We start from the raw sequence: 23521 nt of genomic DNA on the forward strand, positions 1-23521 counted from the left end.
TTGGAAAATATTGATGAATTATGGGTTGCTACACTAGAAAAGATTGAAGAAAAAATTAGTAAACCTAGTTTTGACACGTGGCTAAAGAATACAAAAGCAGAAGTACTAGAAAAAAATACCTTGATTATTTCAGCACCAAATGAATTTGCAAGAGATTGGTTGGAAAATCAATACTCGAACGTAATCTCAGAAATTTTAGGAGAAATTACCGGTACAAAGCTGGCCACTAAATTTATAATTCCATCATCTCAAGCTCAGGTTGATGACACGAAACCAGTAAAAAAAACAAATTCAGATAAAAATGCAACCAATGATGTACCAAAAACGATGTTAAATTCAAAATATACATTCGATACCTTTGTTATTGGGGCTGGAAATCGTTTCGCTCATGCAGCATCATTAGCTGTCGCAGAAGCACCTGCAAAAGCATATAACCCTCTTTTCATTTATGGTGGTGTCGGCCTTGGGAAAACACATTTAATGCATGCAATCGGACATTATGTACGCCAACATGAACCAGATGCGAAGGTTGTATATTTATCATCCGAAAAATTTACGAACGAATTTATTAATGCAATTATGGATAATAAAGCGACAAATTTTCGAAATAAATACCGTAATGTCGATGTTTTATTAATTGATGATATACAATTTTTAGCTGGGAAAGAACAAACCCAGGAGGAATTTTTCCATACGTTTAATACCTTACATGAAGAGAACAAACAAATTATTATCTCAAGCGATCGACCACCAAAAGAAATTCCTACACTCGAGGATCGTCTACGTTCTCGCTTTGAATGGGGTCTAATTACGGATATTACACCACCTGATTTAGAAACCAGGATCGCCATTATATCGAAAAAGGCAAAAGCAGAAGGACTGGATATTCCTAATGAAGTAATGCTTTATATTGCAAATCAAATTGATACCAATATACGTGAGTTGGAGGGGGCCTTAATACGAGTAGTAGCATACTCTTCATTAGTAAATCAGGATATTGATCCTTCACTTGCTGCAGATGCATTAAAAGATATCATTCCCAGCAATAAGCCAAAAGTTATTACCATTCAAGGAATTCAGGAAGTTGTCGGAGAAAAGTATAACGTCCGTCTGGAAGATTTTATTGCCAAAAAACGAACAAGAGCTATTGCATTTCCAAGGCAAATTGCCATGTATTTATCAAGGGAATTAACCGACTTTTCATTGCCGAAAATTGGCGAAGAATTTGGTGGTCGAGATCATACAACGGTTATTCATGCTCACGATAAAATTATTAAATCAATAGAAAATGATTCAAATTTAAATCAAGAATTAGAAGAAATGAAAGAACAGTTAAAATCACTATAAAGGTATATTTCGTTTGTAGAACAGAAATCCACATGTGTATAATGTGTAAAAGAGAACATACCCATGCACAACTTGTTAACATGTGTATAACTTAGGCAGACCCGAGTTAATTAGACTTATCAACATATTCACAGCCCTTATTACTATTACTACTGAATTTCTAATAAAAAATAAATAGATATAGAACTTCCACAGAAGGAGTAAAAAGATGAAATTTATAATTCAACGCGATCAATTAATTGCAAGTATACAAGACGTAATGAAAGCAATTTCTACTCGAACGGTTATTCCGATTCTAACGGGTGTAAAAATCGAAGCAAAACAGCATGGTATAACATTAACTGGTAGTGATTCTGACATTTCAATTGAATCCTATATTCCAGCTGAAGATGATGGAAATGTTAATATCGAACAAATTCAAGAAGGTAGTATTGTACTACAAGCAAAATATTTTCCTGATATAATTCGTAAACTACCAGAGAAAATAGTCGAAATAGAGTCGGATGAACATTTAAAACTAACGATTCGTTCTGGAAAAGCAGAGTTTAATTTAAATGGTCAAGACGCTGAAGAGTATCCACAACTTCCTACACTGCAAACCGATGACAGCTTTGAAATGCCTACTGATCTATTAAAAAATTTAATTAAACAAACTGGTTTTGCTGTTTCGACGATGGAAACCCGTCCAATCTTAACGGGCGTTCATATGAATTTAAAAGACAATATTTTAAAATTTACAGCAACAGATAGTCATCGACTTGCATCTAGAGAAATACCTGTGAAAGATGCGAACATTCAATTTCCTAGTGTGGTTGTTCCAGGTAAAAGCTTGAACGAATTAAATAAGATTCTGGATGATAACGATGCACCGATTGAAGTTAGTGTGACCAATAATCAAATCCTATTTCGTACCAAGCATTTAAATTTTATGTCACGACTACTTGACGGAAATTACCCGGAAACATCACGCTTAATTCCAGAGCAAAGTAAAACAGCATTTCATGTAAAAACAAAGGAATTACTTAATACGATTGATCGTGCCTCGCTTCTAGCGAAAGAAGAACGTAATAATGTGGTACGCATGACAACACAAGGTGATAAACTTGTCGAAATCACAAGTAATTCCCCTGAGGTTGGTACCGTTTCAGAAGAAATTACGGTTCAATCTATTGAAGGTGAAGCGTTAACGATCTCCTTTAGTTCCAAATATATGATTGATGCATTAAAAGCAATTGAGTATGAAGAAGTAAAAATTGAATTCACAGGTGCCATGCGCCCCTTTATCATTCGACCTGCTAATGAAGATCCAATTTTACAATTGATTCTTCCGGTAAGAACCTATTAAGAAAGATTTAGCTCCCGCCTCGTCTTTTTAGAAGTTGGAAATCAGAGAAATAGCCAATTTCGTTATCTAAATTTCTTTCTGCAATTTTATAGTTTACTTCCTAACAAAAAAGATGAAAAAGTCTCTTATCAAATATAGATAAGGGCTTTTTTCATTATAAAAGGCAAATTTAAGGCTAAATAAGCGTCTATTTTATAAATTTAGGGGTTTACCTTCCCTTAATGGCAAAACTTTAGTAAAATAGGTTTATGAGACTTTTATAAGTAAACTACATTAATCAAATGAAAATGAGTGGGTAAATGATATGGAAAATATTGGGATTAATACGGAATTTATTACGCTAGGTCAATTTGTAAAACTGGCAAATATACTTGAATCTGGTGGAATGGTAAAAGCGTTTCTACAGGATGAGGGTGTTTTTGTTAATGGGGAGTTGGAACACAGACGTGGAAGAAAGCTTTATCCAAATGATGTTGTACAAGTTGAAGGTATCGGATCCTATCGTGTAATGAAGGAAAATTAGTATTTCAGAGTAGAAAGTTTCCTAGTGTTACGGCAGACGTAGCATTAAGGTTTACTGTCTAAAAATGAGGAATTTGCATGCACATTGACCAGTTACAGTTAAAAAACTATCGGAACTACCAGCAATTGGATATTTCTTTTGATGATAAAATTAATGTTATTATTGGTGAAAACGCACAAGGAAAAACAAATTTGATGGAGGCTATCTACTTGTTAGCCTTTTCGAAGTCATACCGAACCCCACGTGAGAAAGAACTCATTCAATGGGACAAAGAGTATGCTAAAATAGAAGGTAGAATTACGAAAAGAAAGCAAGCTCTTCCTCTCGAAATTATTATTTCTTCAAAAGGAAAAAAGGCAAAACTAAATCGGATGGAGCAAAAACGTTTAAGTGATTATATTGGAGCGTTAAATGTTGTCATGTTTGCCCCAGAAGATTTAACCCTAGTTAAGGGGCCACCACAGAATCGCAGGCGTTTTATTAATATGGAACTTGGACAGATCCAACCAAGATATATCTATCATTTAGGCCAGTACCAAAAGGTATTAAAGCAACGAAATAATTTATTAAAAAAAATGCAGCGACGAATCGTTACAGAAAATACGATGTTACAGGTATTAACAGACCAGCTTGTAGAGCATGCTGCCACGCTTTTAGAAAGACGATTTGTGTTTCTAGATTTATTGCGAAAATGGGCTTCCCCCATTCATTATGGGATAAGTCGTAAGCTAGAAGAGCTGGAAATTAGGTATCATTCCACAATAGAGGTATCAGAAGAGGCAAACAAGGAGAAAATAGAAAAGATATACTTATCAAAATTTCATGAAATAGAAGAAAAGGAAATAGAAAGAGGTACAACCTTAATCGGGCCACATCGAGATGATTTAATTTTTTACGTAAATAATAAAGATGTTCAGGTTTATGGTTCCCAAGGTCAACAGCGAACAACTGCTTTATCCGTAAAACTGGCAGAGATAGAGCTTATTAATAATGAGGTTGGTGAATACCCTGTTCTACTTCTTGATGATGTATTAAGTGAACTCGATCAATATAGGCAATCGCATTTATTAAATACGATTCAGGGTAAAGTTCAGACCTTTGTATCTACTACCAGTGTCGACGGAATTAATCATGAAACATTGAAAAATGCAGAACTGTTTCACGTAAAAGGTGGAACAATAGATAGATAAAGGGGGGTCAGCCTATGTTCATTCATATAGGAGATGATAATGTCATTCAATCTTCTGATGTTGTAGCGATAGTTGATTATAATTTAATCTCTTCATCTTCCATTATGGAAGAAATGATGACAGAATCGAATAAGCAAAAAAAAGTTGTTGGGCCAATGGTTGAAGCTAAATCGGTCATGATTACACATGAAATAATTTATTACAGTACGCTATCTGTTGCAACATTGAAGAAAAGAGCAAGTATGATCTCTACGATAAGTAAGCTGGATGATTTCTCAGATGAAATAGAATAGAACGTATTATTCCTGACTCGCTACGTATGAAGAAATGGATGTGAAAACATGTCAATGGAAGATAATAGCATGAATGAAGAAGCATATGGTGCTGATCAGATTCAGGTTCTTGAAGGATTAGAAGCTGTTCGTAAAAGACCTGGAATGTATATTGGAACAACGAGTGAAAAAGGACTACATCACCTTGTGTGGGAAATAGTAGATAATAGTATCGACGAGGCTTTAGCAGGTTATTGTGATCATATTCAAGTAATTATTGAAAAAGGTAACAGTATAACGGTAAAAGACAATGGCCGTGGAATCCCTGTTGAAACACAGAAAAAAACCGGGCGCCCAGCTTTGGAAGTTATTATGACAGTTCTTCATGCCGGTGGTAAATTTGGTGGTGGTGGTTATAAGGTATCTGGTGGACTACACGGTGTTGGAGCATCTGTTGTTAACGCCTTGTCCAGAAATTTGGAGGTTTATGTACACCGTGACGAGAAGATACACTATTTAGGTTTTAAAAAAGGTATACCTCAGGGAGAAATTGAAGAAATTGGTGATACAGATCGCACAGGTACAACCACACATTTTAATCCGGATCCAGAAATCTTTGAAGAAGGTACAACTTTTGAATTTGACACCTTAACACAGCGTTTACGAGAATTAGCCTTTTTAAATAGAGGCCTAACCATAACCGTTGAGGATAAACGGACAGATGAGGAGCCGGTGAGTTACTATTATGAAGGTGGTATTAGCTCCTATGTAGAATATATAAATCAAACGAAAGATGTGTTACATGAGCCTTTTTACGCTGAAGGAGAAGAGCAAGGAATATCCGTTGAGGTTTCCATTCAATATAATAATGGATTCTCTAGCAATCTTTATTCCTTTGCTAATAATATTCATACGTACGAGGGTGGCACACATGAATTTGGTTTTAGAACCGGTTTAACAAGAGTTATCAATGATTATGCACGAAAGAATGCTTTATTTAAGGAAAATGATCCCAATCTCACAGGTGATGATGTGCGTGAGGGGATGACAACGATTGTCTCTATCAAACATCCTAATCCACAGTTTGAAGGCCAAACCAAAACAAAACTTGGTAACAGTGAGGTACGTACTGTTACAGATTCCGTATTCAGTGAGACGTTTTCTAAGTTTCTATTTGAAAACCCGTCCGTTGGAAAAATTATTGTAGAAAAAGGCCTTATGGCATCTCGCGCACGAATGGCAGCTAAAAAAGCACGTGAGTTGACACGAAGAAAAAGTGCACTAGAAATTTCCAATCTGCCGGGAAAACTAGCGGACTGTTCATCCAGAGACCCAGCTATAAGTGAATTGTATATTGTTGAGGGTGACTCTGCTGGTGGCTCTGCCAAGACAGGACGCAGCCGTCATTTTCAAGCGATACTCCCATTACGCGGTAAAATTTTAAACGTGGAAAAGGCACGTCTAGATAAAATTTTATCCAATAATGAAGTACGGTCCATGATAACGGCACTTGGAACAGGGATTGCTGAAGATTTTGATATTACGAAAGCACGTTATCATAAAGTGATTATCATGACAGATGCGGATGTTGATGGTGCGCACATTCGCACATTATTATTAACATTTTTTTATCGTTATATGCGTCCATTGATTGAATATGGATATATTTATATTGCGCAACCACCACTTTATAAAATTCAACAAGGTAAAGCAGCCCATTATGCTTATAATGATGCGGATATGGAAAAGATTTTGGCTGAACTTTCTAAGACACCAAAACCAGGCCTACAGCGTTACAAAGGACTTGGAGAGATGGATGCGACACAGTTGTGGGATACAACCATGAATCCAGATACCCGAACGCTGCTACAGGTGAATTTAGCTGATGCAATTGAAGCAGATCAAGTCTTTGATATGTTAATGGGTGATAAAGTAGAACCAAGAAGAATCTTTATTGAAGAGAATGCCCAATATGTTAAAAATCTGGATGTATGATAACGAGGGTCAGAAGTAAGAGGTGGAAACGGATGTCAGAGGTAGGAAGTCTGAGGTCAGAAAACAGAAGTGAATCGGCTAATTCGCCGATTTCTACAAATCTGAAATCTTGCATCTGACTTTTGGTTATAGGAGGTAAAAGTAATGGCAGAGGAACAACGTCCAAACGTTCAAGAAATAAATATCAGTAAAGAAATGCGTACATCATTCCTTGATTATTCAATGAGTGTTATTGTGGCACGCGCATTACCTGATGCACGTGACGGGTTAAAACCAGTACACCGAAGAATTTTGTATGCGATGAATGATTTAGGGATGCATTCAGATAAGGCACATAAAAAATCAGCACGTATTGTTGGTGAAGTAATTGGTAAGTACCATCCACATGGTGACTCCGCCGTTTATGAAACGATGGTTCGGATGGCACAAGACTTTAGTTATCGATACATGTTGGTAGATGGTCATGGGAACTTTGGGTCTGTTGATGGGGATGCTGCAGCTGCCATGCGTTATACCGAGGCAAGAATGTCAAAGATTTCGATGGAATTATTACGTGATATTACGAAAGATACCGTCGATTATCAAGATAACTATGACGGAACAGAACGGGAACCTATTGTTTTCCCCGCCCGCTTTCCAAACTTACTGGTAAACGGTACTTCGGGGATCGCAGTAGGTATGGCAACAAATATTCCACCACATCATCTAGGCGAAACGATAGATGCTGTTTTAGCACTCAGTAGAGACCCTGATATAACGATTGATGAGCTAATGGAAGATTACATTCATGGACCAGATTTCCCTACAGCGGGGAAAATTCTGGGTAAGAGTGGTATTCGTAAAGCATATGAAACAGGTAAAGGTTCGATTACGATACGTGCTGAAGCAAATATCGAGGAAGAAGCCAACGGTAAGGAAACCATCATTGTTACAGAATTGCCATACCAAGTAAATAAGGCTCGTTTAATTGAAAAAATTGCTGAACATGTCCGCGAAAAACGTATTGAGGGAATCTCCGATTTACGTGATGAATCGGACCGTACTGGAATGCGTATTGTGATGGAAATCCGACGTGACGCAAATGCAAATGTGGTTTTGAATAATTTGTATAAACATACGGCATTACAAACGACATTCGGTGTTAATACACTTGCCCTCGTTGACGGTCAACCGAAAGTGCTAACCCTTAAACAATGTTTGGAGCATTATTTAGATCATCAAATAGTAATTATCAAGCGCCGTACGGCATTTGAATTGCGTAAAGCAGAAGCCCGTGCACATATTTTAGAAGGATTACGTGTTGCACTGGATCATTTGGATGAAGTTATTTCGCTTATTCGTAACTCAGAAACTGCTGATCTAGCCAAAAATGGTTTAATAGAACGTTTTGAGCTAACGGAGAAGCAGGCACAGGCTATTTTAGATATGCGTCTGCAACGCTTAACAGGTTTAGAACGTGAAAAAATAGAAAATGAATACAGTGAATTAATGCAGCTGATTAATGAATTAAAAGCTATTTTGGCAGATGAAGAAAAGGTACTCGAAATTATTCGTGAAGAGCTTACAGAAGTGAAAGAGCGCTTTAGTGATAAGCGACGTACCGAAATTGTAGTTGGTGGAACCGACTTTTTCGAGGACGAAGATTTAATTCCTGAAGAAAATATTGTCATTACACTTACAAATCAAGGGTATATCAAACGCCTACCTGCATCAACATACCGGAGGCAAAATCGTGGAGGCCGAGGAATACAAGGTATGGGGACGAATGATAATGATTTCGTTGAACATCTCTTATCCACTTCGACACATGATACGACACTTTTCTTTACCAATAAAGGGAAAGTTTATCGCACAAAAGGATATGAAGTTCCAGAATTTAACCGCACTGCGAAAGGAATTCCAATCATTAATCTATTACAAATAGAGAAGGATGAGTGGATTAATGCGGTCATTTCCGTGAATGAATTCAGTGAGGATAATTATTTATTCTTCACGACAAGACATGGTATTACAAAGCGTTCATCATTGGCTCACTTTGCGAATATCCGTAAAGGGGGATTAATTGCTGTTGGCTTGCGTGAAGAAGATGAACTTATCTCTGTTCGATTAACGGATGGTACCAAGCATATGATGATAGGTACGAAAGATGGCTACCTGATTCGTTTTCCAGAAGAACAAATAAGATCAATGGGACGTACAGCAGCAGGGGTTAAAGGTATTACCTTACGAGGTGAAGATGAGGTCGTATCGATGGAGATCTTACAAGAAGGGGCCAAAATCCTTCACGTTACAAATAAAGGGTATGGGAAACAAACAGTAGAATCCGATTACCGTGTGACAAAACGTGGTGGTAAAGGTATTTTCACTTGTAAGTTAACAGACAAAACGGGTCACGTGGTTGCAGTTAAAGCCGTTCGTGGTGATGAGGACTTAATGCTTATCACAATTGCTGGTGTCTTAATACGTATTCCTGTGGATAGTATTTCAGAAACGGGACGTAATACAATGGGGGTACGATTAATTCGTTTGCAGGAAGAAGAAGAAGTAGCAACCGTCACGAGAATTGAAAACGAAGAAGAAGACGAGGAAGAACCGATAGAAGAAGAGCATTCAGATGAATCGATTGAAGAAAAAGAGAATGATGAAACCAATGAAGAATAGGTGAAAAAATAAGGTGACGCTAAAAGACAAATCTACAATTTAGTCTCTGCAGTCACCTTATTTTTACTATGTGATGGGGGGAAATCACATGCGTGTGGAAACGTCACAACTCGCTGCTGGCTGTGTTCTATTAAATGAGGTTAATGGAAAATCCGGACAACCTATTATACCTAAAAACACCGTGTTAACAGAAGAGCATATAAAGGTTTTACGATTTTTTTTAGTAGAATCGGTCGAAATATCTTCGAAGACGGTGGACGGTGATCCTTTTATACCAAAGGACCCTAAGCAAGAAGAGTCAGAGCAAGTGAAAGAAATAGAATCGAGTCTTTTATTTCGAGACCACTTTGAGTATGTCGTAACAACCTATAAAAAACTTTTTAAAAACTGGCAAAATGGTATGGAAATTGATATGTCACAAGTTCGAAAAATCATGATACCCTTATTGGAAAGAATGGATGAAATAGGATCTGCTGTTTATACCCTTCATCATTATACAACAAAAAAGGACTATTTTTATTACCATAGTGTTGCAGTTGGTATACTGGCTGCGTTTATTGGAAGAAAAATGGGGTATAACAAAGGAGAATGGATACAACTAGGGCTTGGAGGATTTCTAAGTGATAGCGGGATGGTGAAAATGGACCCTGCCATTCTTTCAAAGGAATCTAGCTTAACCTCAGATGAATTAGACAAAATAAGAAAGCATCCCATTTATTCATATCGCTTACTAGATAATATATCCATCCTAAGCAATAAGGTTAAATTAGCTGTTTTGCAACATCATGAAAGATTAGATGGGAGCGGTTATCCACTCGGTTTAACACAGGGAAAAATTCACATGTATGCACGTATTATAGCGGTATGTGATATGTATCATGCGATGACGAGTGAACGGTTATATAAGGGAAACCAATCGCCATTTAGCGTAATGGAGGAAATGCAAAAAGAACAATATTCAACCCTTGATACACAAGTTGTCATGCAGTTTATTAAAAGTTTGGCTGATTTTTCCATAGGGACAAGGGTTAGCCTTTCCAATCAAGCGACAGGTGAAATTGTCTTTATTGAAAACAAATATCCAACCAGACCAATGGTTAAATTAGATGCGACCAATGATATTATAAGTTTAAAGGATAAACTGGATCTCTATATTGAACAAGTGTTATTATAGTCACCTAACGTTCCCATTTACAAAATCGGGAATGGTATAGTAGACTACCTGTTATATTAATGAATAGGCATTGTAGGAGGTTACATACATGAATACAACAACTTTTATACCAATTATTATAGGAACTGACATAAACGCCTACAACATGGCTATCTCATTTCACCAAGCATATGGTATGAAACCAATATTAATCGGAAAACAACAAATGGGATTTACCGATATCAGTAACATAATTGAAAAAATTGACATCCATCCAAACCTAGCAGATGAGGGGCAATTTGTTCCTATTATGACGCAATTGGCAAAGGATCTTGAGTCCACAAACAAAAACCTAGTTTTAGTAGGGACAAATGATGTATATGTTCGATTGATCATTGAAAATGAAGCAGCATTAAAGCCCTATTATATGTTTAATTACATCAATGAATCATTAATGAATAAACTGCAAAATAAATCTAACTTTTATAAAGTTTGTGAAGAACATGGAATTGACACACCTACTACTTATTTTTATGATTGCAGTAAATCTGAGCCATTTAATGAAGAGATGATGTACCCTGTTATCATAAAACCAAGTAATGGTATTGCTTATTATGACCATCCGTTTGAGGGACAGAAAAAAGTATATCGAGTTGATTCAAAAGAAGAGGTTCAGCAAGTAATTGATAGGATCATCGCAAGTGGTTACCAGGACGAGCTTATCATTCAGGATTTCATTCCAGGAGACGACACGTACATGTGGGATTCTGTTATTTATGCGAATTCAAAAGGGCAGACACAGCTCGTTACATTCGGACAAGTGGTGCTTCAGGAACACACGGATACAGCTATTGGAAATTACACGGCCGTCATTACACGGTATAATGAGGATATGATGAAGAAATTACAAACCTTCCTGGAAGCTGTTGGCTATGTTGGTTTTGCTAATTTCGATATAAAGTATGATGTTCGTGATGATAAATTTAAAGTATTTGAAGTAAATATTCGACAAGGAAGATCCAGTTATTATGTTACGTCACTCGGTCACAATATGGCTGAATATATCGTGGACGATGTTATGTATGAAAAAGAAAAACCAATAACTTATTTAAACAAAGAATATTTGTTTACGGTTGTTCCTAAAATTGTCCTTCGTAAGTTTGTAAATAACGAAGCTGTTCGTGATGATGTAAAACGTCTAATTAAAGAAAATAACTATGAAAATCCTTTATTTTACAAGAAAGATCGCAACCTAAAGCGCAAAATCTATTTGTTTTTACGCCAGGTCAATTATTATCGTAAATACAGAAATAATAAATGGGATGGTTAAGCGTTCTGTATTAAGAGAATGGAGCCCTTTGAAGCAGCCATTCCCCAATTAAAAAGGTAATCTTTTCAACGGAGAAATTTAAATAATGGGATATGATGGCATGATCCATGTCATATTGTGTAGAAAATAATTCTGCCCAATACTCTGTTTCATAGCGACTAATCATACTTAGATTATATAAAAGTAAATAATGAATCATAATTTCATGTATGGGCAAAAAGAGCTCCCTGGTACAGGGGAAATACACTTCTTGTTTATCAAGGTGGAAGTAAAAAGGGCCAGTAGAATGCTGAATGGGCTTTTCTATCTCAACAAGAAGGTGATCCTTCGTTGCATTGGTATGAATGGACGGTACATGCATACCAACGCGCTGAAGAAACGCTCGCTGCGTCAAATGATAACGATCTAATAAATGGACTGGAAAAGCTAAGGAAGTTGATCCTATCTTGCCAACGGATACACAATGTTCTTCTTGTCTATGGGCGAAAAAATCTTCCATTTCAGGAATTAAACCAAGCAGCACATTCATTTTAATCTTTGAGAAAGAAGGCGTTGTTGAATTGAATAAATGGTTGTGTGTATAGCTAAATAAACCATTTTGCTGGATTTTAACTTCATCGTCAACAAACGTATAATGTTTCTTTTTCCGCTTTCTCGAACTAACCCCATGCGCTAAAATAGTAGTGGATTCTGGATAGTTTGGGCGATTTGTTAATAGGCATGCCTTCAGCAAATGACCCAGTCCATAAAAATATAAAATCGGTTTTAATCTGATATCCACTTTTTCACCTTCTTTTAAAAACAACTTACCTTGATTAAGGTAATACATAAAACTTCCACTGTTTTCAAAGCTCTTTTTTTCGGTATCAATATCTGGTAAATCCTTATAACAATTTTTTAAATAGAGTTGGCTGGTTTTTATGGTTTGCAAATAGGTGTAAATAGATTCTATTGATTTTTTACTCATATCATTTCTCCTCCGCAAACAATTACAATATTTCGAATCAATTTAATTTTTATTAGTGGTTGAAAAAGGTTAATTGATAGCGTATTGTATATTAAAAAACTTGGCATTCACCAAGTTTTTAGGTGAATTGTCATCGTTGCATTTATGCAGAAAGAAAGTATGATATACTTTCTTTACTGATAAAATAGAATTTCCTACGTAGCTTAACCAAGTATACGATCAGCATACATAGATGGAGGAGGATAAAGATGCGGGAAGATAAATTTGCTAAAGAAGGATTAACGTTCGATGATGTGTTGTTAATGCCAGCTAGGTCAGAGGTATTACCAAAGGATGTTGAAGTTAGTACAGTACTGTCAGCTAATCTTAAATTAAATGCTCCTTATATAAGTGCTGGCATGGACACCGTAACGGAAGCGGAAATGGCAATAGCAATGGCTCGACAAGGTGGATTTGGTGTCATTCATAAGAATATGTCAATTGAAGATCAGGTAGAGCAAGTTGACCGTGTGAAACGTTCAGAGAGTGGGGTTATAACGAATCCTTTCTTCCTAACTCCAGAACACCAAGTATATGATGCCGAACATCTCATGGGGAAATTCCGCATCTCAGGTGTGCCGATTGTTAATACAATCGATGAGCAAAAATTAGTAGGAATATTGACGAATCGTGATCTTCGTTTTATACAAGATTATTCGATTATGATTTCAGAAGTAATGACAAGTGAAAAACTTGTTACAGGGCCAGTAGGAACGACTTTGAAAGAGGCTGAAGAACTTCTGCAAAAATATAGAATTGAAAAGCTACCACTTTTAGATGAAACAGGTATTTTAAAAGGACTAATTACGATAAAAGACATTGAAAAAGCCATCGAATTCCCAAATGCTACAAAAGATGCACAAGGTCGATTAATTGCAGGTGCAGCTGTAGGTGTTACAGGTGATGGCATGAAACGAATTGAAAAATTAGTTGAAGCTGGTGTAGACGTCGTCGTTATCGATACGGCACATGGGCACTCTGGCGGTGTTATCAGACAAGTAGAAGCAGTTCGGACTGCCTATCCAGATCTGGACATTATTGCAGGAAATGTCGCAACAGCAGAAGCCACAAAGGAATTAATTGAAGCAGGTGCATCCATTGTAAAAGTAGGTATTGGCCCGGGATCTATTTGTACAACGCGAGTAGTGGCAGGGGTTGGCGTACCACAGATAACAGCTGTACATGATTGTGCAGTTGCAGCAGGGGAATATGGTGTTCCTGTTATTGCAGATGGTGGTATTAAATACTCTGGTGATATTGTAAAAGCATTAGCTGCGGGCGCGCATGCGGTTATGCTTGGAAGCATGTTTGCAGGGGTTGTGGAAAGTCCTGGAGAAACGGAAATATTCCAGGGACGACAATATAAAGTATACCGGGGAATGGGATCCGTTGGGGCCATGGAAGCAGGTTCAAAGGATCGTTATTTCCAAGAAGGTTCAGATGTGAAGAAACTGGTTCCAGAAGGTATTGAGGGAAGAATTGCCTATAAAGGTCCGCTTGCAGATACCATTCACCAGTTAATTGGCGGCTTGCGTTCCGGTATGGGATATTGTGGAACAGGTACGATTGATGCCTTACGAAATGATTCCCGTTTTATACGAATAACAGGTGCAGGTTTACGAGAGAGCCACCCACATGATGTACAAATTACGAAAGAATCACCGAATTACTCGGTATTGTAAACGAGTAGACAACATCGGTCGTCGCCAAATTTCGCAGCGAAAGGCAAAGCTTGCACTTATTGTTGTTTTTGACACAATTTTTATATGATAGCATACCGCTGCGGAAATACACTACGCGCACCTTAGGGTGACCCGTGAGCCTCCTTGCCCTGGCAAAGGGTATGTCGACGTTGTTCGCAAAGAACGGTTTTAGTCGACCTTCCTTAGGAGAGTTCTGCGGGGTCTCACTTTGGCCACTGTTCCCGCAGGAGTCTCCGTGTATTTCCTCCGCTGGTAAGGGGAGTTAAAACTTCACCAAAATTGCTTGATTATATAATAAACAAAGCCATGCACTTTTATAATGGTTGATTGGAGCGGAGGACCCTTGACTCCTGCGGGAATAGCACGTGTCTGAAGACCCCGCAGAGTGCTTTCCTCGAGGCAGGTTAAAGTCGCGACGTCCTGGGACTGCGCGTAAATGCTCGCCCCACCGAAAACATTTGTCGCAACACCTGCACTAGCACGTCCTGTGCTTCGAAGGCTGAGGCCGTGCCCGCGGAAAGCAACGTACGCAGCGGAAAGAAACCCAACGGGTACATTGCAGTTTATATCAACTCTCTCAGAAAGCAACAATACTTGTAAAAGAGCCTTTGTTAAAAAATAGATGGGACTATTACCGTCTATTTTTTTATTTTTTTCTGTGGTAAAATAATAGAGGTGTATGATTTAATAAACATATTAAAAATTAAGGTGGAGGTACGGGAGAGTGAAACAAGACATAAAGAAAAGACTAGCATTTTTAATAGTAAGTATAGGGATGACGATTCCACTAGTTATACAGCCGTTATCTACTCAAGCAGCTGATAATTTGGATTTGAATGCAGATTCAGCTATTTTAGTTGATGCAGAGACAGGAAAAGTTTTATATGCAAAAGACCCCGATGTAGCCTTACCGCCAGCTAGTATGACGAAGATGATGACCGAGTATCTTGTATTGGAAGCGATCGATTCAGGTGAAATTAGCTGGGATACAACAACCGAAATTAGTGATTATCCATATGGTATTTCTGCAAATCCGTTATTTTCAGGTGTAGGATTACGACAGAATCATGAATATACGGTTGAAGAATTATATAATGCAATGGCGGTTTTTTCCGATAATGCTACAACAATTGCACTTGCTGAATTGATAGCAGGATCGGAAACTGAGTTTGTGACGTTAATGAATGAAAAGGCTGAAGAACTTGGTCTTCCTGAATATGAATTCGTAAATTCAACCGGACTAGACAACGCTTCTTTAGGTGATGATCGTCCAGAAGGAACAGAACCTGATGGAACGAACTTGTTATCAGCTAGATCATCAGCTTTGCTTGCTTATCATTTAGTTAATAATTATCCGGAAGCACTGAAAATATCAAGCCAAACGGAAGTAGAGTTTGGGGATGATACACTCATAAACTTAAATTGGATGTTGGACCATGATGCTACTTTCTTAGAACAATTTCATTTTGAAGGTATGGATGGACTAAAAACAGGAAATACAGAACTTGCAGGTTATACGTTTACAGGAACAGCTGAACGTAATAACAATAGATTAGTTTCGGTAGTAATGAAAACCGATAGTGAAGAAGAACGTTTTAATGAAACCGAAGAACTTCTGGAGTATGGATTTGAAGAATTTGAATCACAGGAGTTATTTCCTGCTGGCTACCAACTTGAAGATGAACAGATAGCGGTAGCTCAAGGAAAAGAAGATGTAATAGATGTTTCAACAGCTGAAGCATTTACTGTCCCAGTTAAATCTGGCGAAGAAGAATTATACAGCGTTAGCTATACCATTAATGAAGAGAACTTGAACGAAGAGGGTGAACTAGCTGCTCCAATTGAAGCCGGGGACACAGTTGGCATTGCAGAACTTGTGTATGATGGTGAAGCAGATTATGGGTACATTTTTGAAGATAGAAGTGATACAGTTGATTTAGTAGCAAATGAAGATGTAGAAAAAAAGAATTGGTTCATGCTCACATTAGGTGCAATTGGTGATTTTTTCAGTAATATATTTACGACAGTAGTAGATTGGGTTAAAGGGTTATTTTAGTTAAATTTGATGATGAATAAATACTCGAGGGGGATAAACAATGACGAACAGAGGTACAGAACGTGTTAAACGAGGAATGGCAGAAATGCAAAAAGGCGGCGTGATTATGGACGTCGTAAATGCAGAACAAGCAAAAATCGCAGAACAAGCAGGTGCAGTGGCGGTTATGGCACTGGAACGCGTTCCATCTGATATACGTGCAGCAGGAGGCGTAGCACGTATGGCTGATCCAACAATTACAGAAGAGGTAATGAATGCTGTATCTATTCCGGTTATGGCAAAAGGACGTATTGGCCATATTGTTGAAGCTCGAGTCTTAGAAGCTATGGGTGTTGATTATATTGATGAAAGTGAAGTATTAACACCAGCAGATGAGGTTTATCATCTTAATAAATCTGATTATACCGTACCATTTGTCTGTGGTTGTCGTAATTTAGGAGAAGCAGCACGTCGCATTGGCGAAGGGGCCTCTATGCTTCGTACAAAAGGTGAGCCTGGTACAGGGAATATTGTAGAAGCGGTGTCTCACATGCGAGAAGTGCAATCCGAAGTTCGTAAGTTGAGTGCAATGTCAAAGGATGAAGTGATGACATTTGCCAAAGAAATCGGTGCACCATATGAGCTATTATTGGAAATCCGCGAAGAGGGTCGCTTGCCTGTGGTGAACTTTGCAGCAGGTGGTATTGCAACGCCAAGTGACGCAGCATTAATGATGGAATTAGGTGCAGATGGTGTATTTGTAGGATCTGGAATCTTCAAATCGGATCACCCAGAGAAATTTGCAAAAGCTATCGTTGAAGCAACTACCCATTATAAAGACTATAAATTAATTAGTGAACTATCAAAAGGTCTTGGTACAGCAATGAAAGGTCTTGAAATGAGCACGATTGAAGCTCATGACCGTATGCAAGATCGGAGTGAATAATGAATAATCTCCCTCCATTTTTGAAGTGGGAGTCTTACAGCCAGTTACACTGCAGGAAAGAAGGAATTGCTTATGACAACGATTGGTGTTCTAGCATTACAAGGTGCAGTTCGTGAACATATTCGATCGATAGAAGCATGTGGTGCAAGAGCAATTGAAATTAAACACAAAGAGCAATTAGAAGTAATCGATGGATTGATTCTTCCTGGTGGGGAAAGCACTACGATGCGTAGACTGATTGACAGCTATGACTTTTTCGATGCTATTGAAGCATTTGGTAATCAGGGAAAACCAATTTTTGGCACATGTGCGGGATTGATACTAATGGCACGTGCCATTGATGGATCAAAAACGGCACATTTAGGTTTAATGGACATGAAGGTCGCCCGAAATGCATTTGGTCGTCAGGTCGCAAGTTTTGAAGCAGAGCTGGAAATTACGGGAATTGCTGCTGACTTTAATGCAGTGTTTATTCGTGCACCTTATGTAACCGAAGTCGGTCCAGAAGTGGAAGTACTAGCAACCTACCAGGACCAGATTGTTGCAGCTAAACAAGGACATTATATTTGTACAGCTTTCCATCCGGAGTTGACGGATGATAATCGTTTTATTGCATATTTTGTGGAAATGGTGGAAGAATCATTAGAAAGTATGGCACTTGCAGGCCTTTAGGCTAATACCCTTCGTTACACGTATGCAGTGGGAAAGATTATACAAACACTTGCATCTTGGTAAGAAGTTGGATATTATATAACATAATATAATGCAATGAAATCCTTTAAAAGTATTGATAGGAATTAGTAATAGCTTATTTATCAGTAGAGAGTCGATGGTTGGTGCAAATCGATGGTAGTAGGCTGTGAATCCATCCTTGAACTGGTTTATGGAAATCGATGGTCTAAAATCCGTCGGTGTAAGTAAACCCGGTTATGTTCCGTTATACACGAGAGCCGGAAGAGTTCAACTCTTCAACAAGGGTGGCAACGCGGGAATTATACTCTCGTCCCTATATTTATTAGGGACGGGAGTTTTTTGTATTAGCAGTTAAGAAAGTATAAAAACTTTCTTACTGCATAAGTGCAACTAAGGCTGTCATCTAAAGGCTTGGTGACAACCAAGTTTTCTAAAAAATATAAGGAGGCAATCAATATGTTAGACATGAAACTTCTACGACATCATTTTGAAGATGTAAAAGCAAAACTAGCTCATCGCGGTGAGGATTTATCCGACCTGAATAAGTTTGGTGAGCTTGATGAAAAACGCCGTAAATTAATCGCTGAAACCGAAAGTCTAAAAGCGAAGCGTAATGAGGCATCAAAGCAAATTTCTGCACTGAAAAAAGACAAAAAAGACGCAGAACCAGCGATCAAAGAAATGCGCGAGGTTGGTGAGCAAATTTCCACGCTTGATATAGAGCTAAAGGAGATTGAAGAAAAACTGGATTCTATCATGCTATCCATTCCAAATATCCCCCATGACAGTGTACCGATTGGAGAGGATGAAGAAGATAATGTGGAGGCTCGTACATGGGGAGAGGCTCCGAAATTTTCTTTTGAAAAACAGCCTCATTGGGATATCGCGACGAATCTTGATATTTTGGATTTTGAAAGAGGAGCGAAAGTGGCGGGAAGTCGATTTGTCTTTTATAAAGGGCTTGGCGCAAGACTAGAGCGTGCGCTTTTAAACTTCATGATGGATCTGCATGCAGATGAGCATGGATATGAAGAAATGCTGCCGCCATATATGGTGAATCGTACGAGCATGACAGGTACCGGTCAGCTGCCTAAATTTGAAGAGGATGCCTTTCGTATAGATGATTGGGATTACTTTTTAGTTCCAACAGCAGAAGTTCCAGTGACAAATTACCATCGCGAGGAAATTTTATCCCCAGAGGCTTTACCGAAAAAGTATGTTGCATTCAGTGCAAGTTTCCGTTCAGAAGCTGGATCTGCCGGACGTGATACACGCGGATTAATTCGCCAGCACCAATTTAATAAAGTAGAGCTTGTTCATTTTGCAAAACCAGAAGACTCTTATGAAACGCTGGAAACTTTAACCGGTAATGCAGAAAAAGTACTACAGTTGTTGAATTTACCATACCGCGTAATGAGCATGTGCACAGGGGATTTAGGATTTACCGCTGCAAAAAAATATGATATTGAAGTATGGATCCCAAGCCAGGACACATACCGGGAAATTTCTTCTTGCTCGAATTTTGAGGATTTCCAAGCAAGGCGTGCAGGTATTCGGTTCAGAAGAGATGCAAAAGGAAAACCGGAATTTGTTCACACGCTTAACGGATCCGGACTTGCCATTGGTCGAACGGTAGCAGCTATTTTGGAAAATTACCAGCAAGAAGATGGATCTGTTGTGGTTCCAGAGGTATTGCGTGCTTATATGGGTGGGAAGGATGTTATTAAGTAATTCATCTTTTCGTAAGTATTGGGACTGCGCTTACTCGTCCCACCGAAAACCTTTGTTGCTTTTAAATCGTCGTAGTTGATTTAACACTGCTACATAGTGAAAATCCTTTTGCAAACGTTGGTTGAGAGCAGAGATTCGCTACGGAAAACACATTTCGCTTTCCGCTTAGCATACATTTTGACAACGAATTAACAGTATAAATAGCAAGCAAGCACAGATTATTTCTGTGCTTGCTTAAATGTAAAATTGCTCTTTTTTCCATAATTTCGCCCTTTAATCAAAAATGGTAAACTCATTTATCTCTATCAGATTTCTCTTTTTTGGACAAATAAAACCATAAAAGTAACATAGAAGTAGTCAAAATTAATGGTGTAAAGTTTACTTCTACCTTAACAGCAAACTTCAAATACAATTGAAACATTAAAGTTAAAGATGTGTTTTTCTGTAATCGTTATATTTTTGAATCTTATTTCCACATGCCTCTTATTAAGATTCGGTACTTCTATTTCTTTCATACCATACTTGGAAGATATAAATAATAATAGAAAGGGATATAAATATCAGTACTACTGTTACATTTGACATATTCCCGGAATAAATTTCTGCTTTTCTCCAAAGTTCTAATACTAATCCAAACAGACAATTAGCAATTATATTAACAATAAGATAAACCCAAAACTTACGGAAAGTGAAACGGAAAATCCATATTGTGATAACCCAATATGCGCTAAATATTATAGGAACTGGTGTTACCTGATCCCAATTAAAAAGAGATTCTTCATACCTCCACCAGTTGTATTCCCAAGCAATTGAATAAAGAATAGTATTTATAACAGTTACAAAAAGTGCAACGGATATATATCTTCTTATAATCGTCTGACCTAGAAAGAACAAAGAAACTAACGGAATAATGAATATTAACCAAGCAAATACATTAATCATTGGAACCTCCCCTTTAAGGCTTATAATTATCTTTCCCAAAAGGAAGTTTTTATTCCAGAAAATGGCCCTATTGCGACACATATTTATTCGATTATTGCGCCCTTTTTTGGAATATCTTTTCACTTATATTAGCTAGTATAATTTAATAGGAATCCTTGTATGGAAACATAAAAAACAAATAAGGAAACAATAATACTCATAAAGCCTATTTGCTTCCGTTCGTTTTTGATTTCGGATATACCCATAACCAATAGCAGTGCTCCCATAAAAAGCATCATATATGGTAATACTACTATGGAATTTCCAGTTGTCAGGCCATACCCTGCTAAAACTAAAGTTATGAGTGCAAAGACGATCTTAAGTGTTTTTAACAAAATATCCCCCCTAAACAACTAAGTGCCAACCATAAACTTCCATCTTTCTTCAAGAATGGCGCCCGTTTGTTGCATACTGATTTTATTTTAACATAGTTATTATTGTGTTTTTGAGGAATTCATTAAATATTACTATAAATAGTTGATGTTTTGACATATATAATCTTTTAGAAAACAATTGACAAAATAATATAACGGTAGTAAAGTAAGTTATACAAATTAAATAATTATTACTTCTTATTTAGAGAGGTGGAGGGAATTGGCCCTTTGATACCTCGGCAGCGGACTATTTTATAGTACTGTGCTAAATCCAACAAGTATTTACTTGGAAAATAAGAAGAGTGTGCATATACATAATGTGAATCTCTTCTTATATTTCATAAGAAGAGATTTTTAAATTCAAAATTAAATATAAAAACTTCTTATCAAGAGAGATGGAGGGATTGGCCCTATGAATTCTCGGCAACGAACTTTTCCTAGGAAAAGTAACGTGCTAAATCCAACAAGCGGTGAGCTTGAAAGATAAGTTGAGGATGTACGATAATACCTCTTCTTATTTGATAAGAAGGGGTATTTTTAATAGGAGGAAAAGAGATGCTTACATTTGAAGATGTTACAAAAGTTTATGATGGTAAGACGCAAGAGGTGAGAGCATTAGATCAAGTCAATTTACATATTGAAAAAGGCGAAATATATGGTGTGATCGGTTTTAGTGGTGCAGGTAAAAGTTCATTAATCCGTTGTGCAAACTTACTGGAGAGACCAACTTCTGGAAAAATCACCGTGAATAATCAAAACTTACTAGACCTATCAGCAAAGGAATTAAGGGAAGCAAAACAGAATATTGGGATGATCTTCCAACACTTTAATTTATTGAATTCGAAAACAATATTTACAAATGTAGCAATGCCATTATTACTCCAGAAAAAACCGAAGGAAGAAGTTAACAAAAGAGTTAATGAGCTACTTGATTTTGTGGGATTAAGTGATAAGGCAACTAACTATCCAGATCAATTATCTGGCGGACAGAAGCAGCGAGTAGGAATTGCGCGAGCATTGGCTACGCAACCGGAAGTTTTATTATGTGATGAAGCGACATCAGCACTCGACCCAGAAACGACCAAGTCGATATTAAATCTTTTAAAGCGTGTCAATCAGGAGTACAATATAACGATTTTAATTATAACGCACGAAATGGGAGTTATTCGGGAGATTTGCGATAAGGTGGCGGTGTTGGATAGCGGAAAAGTGGTGGAAGCTGGGTCTGTATTTGATGTATTCTCCCAACCTCAAACAAAGATTGCACATAATTTTGTAAGTTCGGTTATGCATGATGAAATACCAGATTCAGTATATGAGCTTATCAATACGCAAGATGTAGACCATCAAATTTATCGAATCGTATTTGTTGGTGAGTCAACAGGCGCTCCATTACTTTCGCAAATTGCAAAGAACTTTAATGTCGAAGTTAATGTTCTCTTTGGCAATGTTACCGAATTACAAGGGACGCCATTTGGAAATTTGATTGTAAAATTTGAAGGCGAAGAGAAAGAAATAAATCGAGTTATTATGCATATCCACCAACAAGAAGTAACGATAAAGGAGGTGTTAGCAGATGTTAGTTAATTGGGATCAAATTTTAGAAGCATTATGGGAAACGATCGCAATGGTAGGCTTCTCTCTAATATTTGCGATTATAATAGGGTTACCTTTAGGAATTTTACTTGTTGTTACACGACCAGGTCATCTATGGGAGAACAAAGTCACTTTCACGATTTTGAGTGGTGTCGTAAATATATTCCGGTCGATTCCATTTATTATTCTTATGGTCGCAGTCATTCCACTTACACGCTTGATTGTGGGAACATCTATCGGAACAGCTGCAGCGATTGTGCCAATGGTTCTTTTTTCAGGCCCCTTTATTGCGAGATTAATAGAGAATTCTTTGCTTGAGGTTGATCCAGGTGTTATGGATGCTGCACAGTCCATGGGGGCTACACCTACACAAATTATTATACGTTTTCTCATTCCAGAAGCATTAAGTTCCCTGATGTTGGGGTTAACCATCGCCACAATCGGTTTGGTTGGTGCTTCAGCAATGGCTGGTGCGATCGGCGGTGGAGGACTCGGTGATTTAGCCATTACATTCGGATATCAACGTTTCGATACAGCCGTTATGTTCGTTACAGTAACTATACTTGTCATTATGGTTCAAGGGCTACAATCAACAGGAAATATTTTATCGAATAAAATAAGAAGAAGGTAGGAGAAGACA

19 protein-coding genes, 2 riboswitches and 1 other annotated feature are annotated in these 23521 nt (G+C 37.6%); of the genes, 16 read left to right on the plus strand and 3 right to left on the minus strand.

Annotated elements, in window-relative coordinates; translation table 11 throughout:
* From dnaA to OLD84_RS00045, 9 genes are all read left to right on the plus strand, one after another.
* Entirely contained in the window at positions 1–1347 is a 1347-nt protein-coding gene (gene dnaA / locus OLD84_RS00005; RefSeq protein ID WP_209464127.1) for a chromosomal replication initiator protein DnaA, read from the plus strand.
* Between the two features lie 208 nt (positions 1348–1555).
* Positions 1556–2692 carry a DNA polymerase III subunit beta gene (gene dnaN / locus OLD84_RS00010; protein WP_209464128.1) on the plus strand — a complete coding sequence of 379 codons (1137 nt, stop codon included), beginning with the start codon at positions 1556–1558 and terminating at the stop codon, positions 2690–2692.
* A gap of 304 nt (positions 2693–2996) precedes the next feature.
* Positions 2997–3215 (plus strand): S4 domain-containing protein YaaA, encoded by a 219-nt coding sequence (yaaA, locus tag OLD84_RS00015; RefSeq protein ID WP_209464129.1) that lies wholly within the window; start codon positions 2997–2999, stop codon positions 3213–3215.
* Between the two features lie 77 nt (positions 3216–3292).
* Positions 3293–4405 carry a DNA replication/repair protein RecF gene (recF, locus tag OLD84_RS00020; protein WP_209464130.1) on the plus strand — a complete coding sequence of 371 codons (1113 nt, stop codon included), beginning with the start codon at positions 3293–3295 and terminating at the stop codon, positions 4403–4405.
* Positions 4406–4419: 14 nt separating this feature from the next.
* Positions 4420–4698, plus strand: a complete 279-nt coding sequence (remB, locus tag OLD84_RS00025) for an extracellular matrix regulator RemB (protein ID WP_209464131.1) — start codon at positions 4420–4422, stop codon at positions 4696–4698.
* Between the two features lie 48 nt (positions 4699–4746).
* The gene (gene gyrB / locus OLD84_RS00030; RefSeq protein WP_209464132.1) at positions 4747–6672 is read left to right on the plus strand and encodes a DNA topoisomerase (ATP-hydrolyzing) subunit B; all 1926 of its coding nucleotides are present in this window, start codon (positions 4747–4749) and stop codon (positions 6670–6672) included.
* Between the two features lie 144 nt (positions 6673–6816).
* Entirely contained in the window at positions 6817–9333 is a 2517-nt protein-coding gene (gyrA, locus tag OLD84_RS00035; protein WP_209464133.1) for a DNA gyrase subunit A, read from the plus strand.
* A gap of 88 nt (positions 9334–9421) precedes the next feature.
* Entirely contained in the window at positions 9422–10507 is a 1086-nt protein-coding gene (locus OLD84_RS00040) for an HD-GYP domain-containing protein (protein WP_209464134.1), read from the plus strand.
* Positions 10508–10595: 88 nt separating this feature from the next.
* Complete coding sequence (locus tag OLD84_RS00045) at positions 10596–11816, plus strand: carboxylate--amine ligase (RefSeq protein WP_209464135.1); 1221 nt, start codon at positions 10596–10598, stop codon at positions 11814–11816.
* Between the two features lie 10 nt (positions 11817–11826).
* Here OLD84_RS00045 and OLD84_RS00050 read toward each other — a convergent pair whose 3' ends face one another.
* A complete protein-coding gene (locus OLD84_RS00050) occupies positions 11827–12783 on the minus strand; it encodes a YaaC family protein (protein WP_209464136.1) in 957 nt (318 codons plus the stop codon).
* Between the two features lie 248 nt (positions 12784–13031).
* Between OLD84_RS00050 and guaB the strand changes: the two genes are divergently transcribed.
* The 5 genes from guaB to serS all read left to right on the plus strand — a co-directional run bounded on the left by guaB (position 13032) and on the right by serS (position 19930).
* Entirely contained in the window at positions 13032–14504 is a 1473-nt protein-coding gene (guaB, locus tag OLD84_RS00055) for an IMP dehydrogenase (protein ID WP_209464137.1), read from the plus strand.
* Between the two features lie 745 nt (positions 14505–15249).
* Complete coding sequence (locus OLD84_RS00060) at positions 15250–16581, plus strand: D-alanyl-D-alanine carboxypeptidase (protein WP_264917250.1); 1332 nt, start codon at positions 15250–15252, stop codon at positions 16579–16581.
* 40 nt (positions 16582–16621) lie between these two features.
* Complete coding sequence (pdxS, locus tag OLD84_RS00065) at positions 16622–17506, plus strand: pyridoxal 5'-phosphate synthase lyase subunit PdxS (protein ID WP_209464138.1); 885 nt, start codon at positions 16622–16624, stop codon at positions 17504–17506.
* A gap of 72 nt (positions 17507–17578) precedes the next feature.
* Complete coding sequence (pdxT, locus tag OLD84_RS00070) at positions 17579–18178, plus strand: pyridoxal 5'-phosphate synthase glutaminase subunit PdxT (RefSeq protein ID WP_209464139.1); 600 nt, start codon at positions 17579–17581, stop codon at positions 18176–18178.
* 106 nt (positions 18179–18284) lie between these two features.
* Positions 18285–18517: a binding site (T-box leader), on the plus strand.
* Positions 18518–18655: 138 nt separating this feature from the next.
* Positions 18656–19930, plus strand: a complete 1275-nt coding sequence (gene serS / locus OLD84_RS00075) for a serine--tRNA ligase (protein ID WP_209464140.1) — start codon at positions 18656–18658, stop codon at positions 19928–19930.
* Between the two features lie 486 nt (positions 19931–20416).
* On the opposite strand, the gene OLD84_RS00080 is transcribed toward serS, so the two are convergent.
* Complete coding sequence (locus OLD84_RS00080) at positions 20417–20872, minus strand: hypothetical protein (RefSeq protein WP_209464141.1); 456 nt, start codon at positions 20870–20872, stop codon at positions 20417–20419.
* A 128-nt stretch (positions 20873–21000) separates the two neighbouring features.
* A complete protein-coding gene (locus OLD84_RS00085; protein ID WP_209464142.1) occupies positions 21001–21246 on the minus strand; it encodes a YczI family protein in 246 nt (81 codons plus the stop codon).
* A gap of 234 nt (positions 21247–21480) precedes the next feature.
* Positions 21481–21585, plus strand: a riboswitch (SAM riboswitch).
* Between the two features lie 80 nt (positions 21586–21665).
* Positions 21666–21775: riboswitch (SAM riboswitch) on the plus strand.
* A gap of 65 nt (positions 21776–21840) precedes the next feature.
* Here OLD84_RS00085 and OLD84_RS00090 point away from each other — a divergent pair.
* Both OLD84_RS00090 and OLD84_RS00095 read left to right on the plus strand, forming a co-directional pair.
* Positions 21841–22872 carry a methionine ABC transporter ATP-binding protein gene (locus OLD84_RS00090; RefSeq protein ID WP_209464143.1) on the plus strand — a complete coding sequence of 344 codons (1032 nt, stop codon included), beginning with the start codon at positions 21841–21843 and terminating at the stop codon, positions 22870–22872.
* Complete coding sequence (locus OLD84_RS00095; protein ID WP_209464144.1) at positions 22862–23512, plus strand: methionine ABC transporter permease; 651 nt, start codon at positions 22862–22864, stop codon at positions 23510–23512. The genes OLD84_RS00090 and OLD84_RS00095 overlap by 11 nt, the downstream gene beginning before the upstream one ends.
* Positions 23513–23521 lie beyond the last annotated feature (9 nt).

Origin of the sequence: Virgibacillus natechei, assembly GCF_026013645.1 — a bacterium.
GTDB lineage: Bacteria > Bacillota > Bacilli > Bacillales > Amphibacillaceae > Virgibacillus_L > Virgibacillus_L natechei.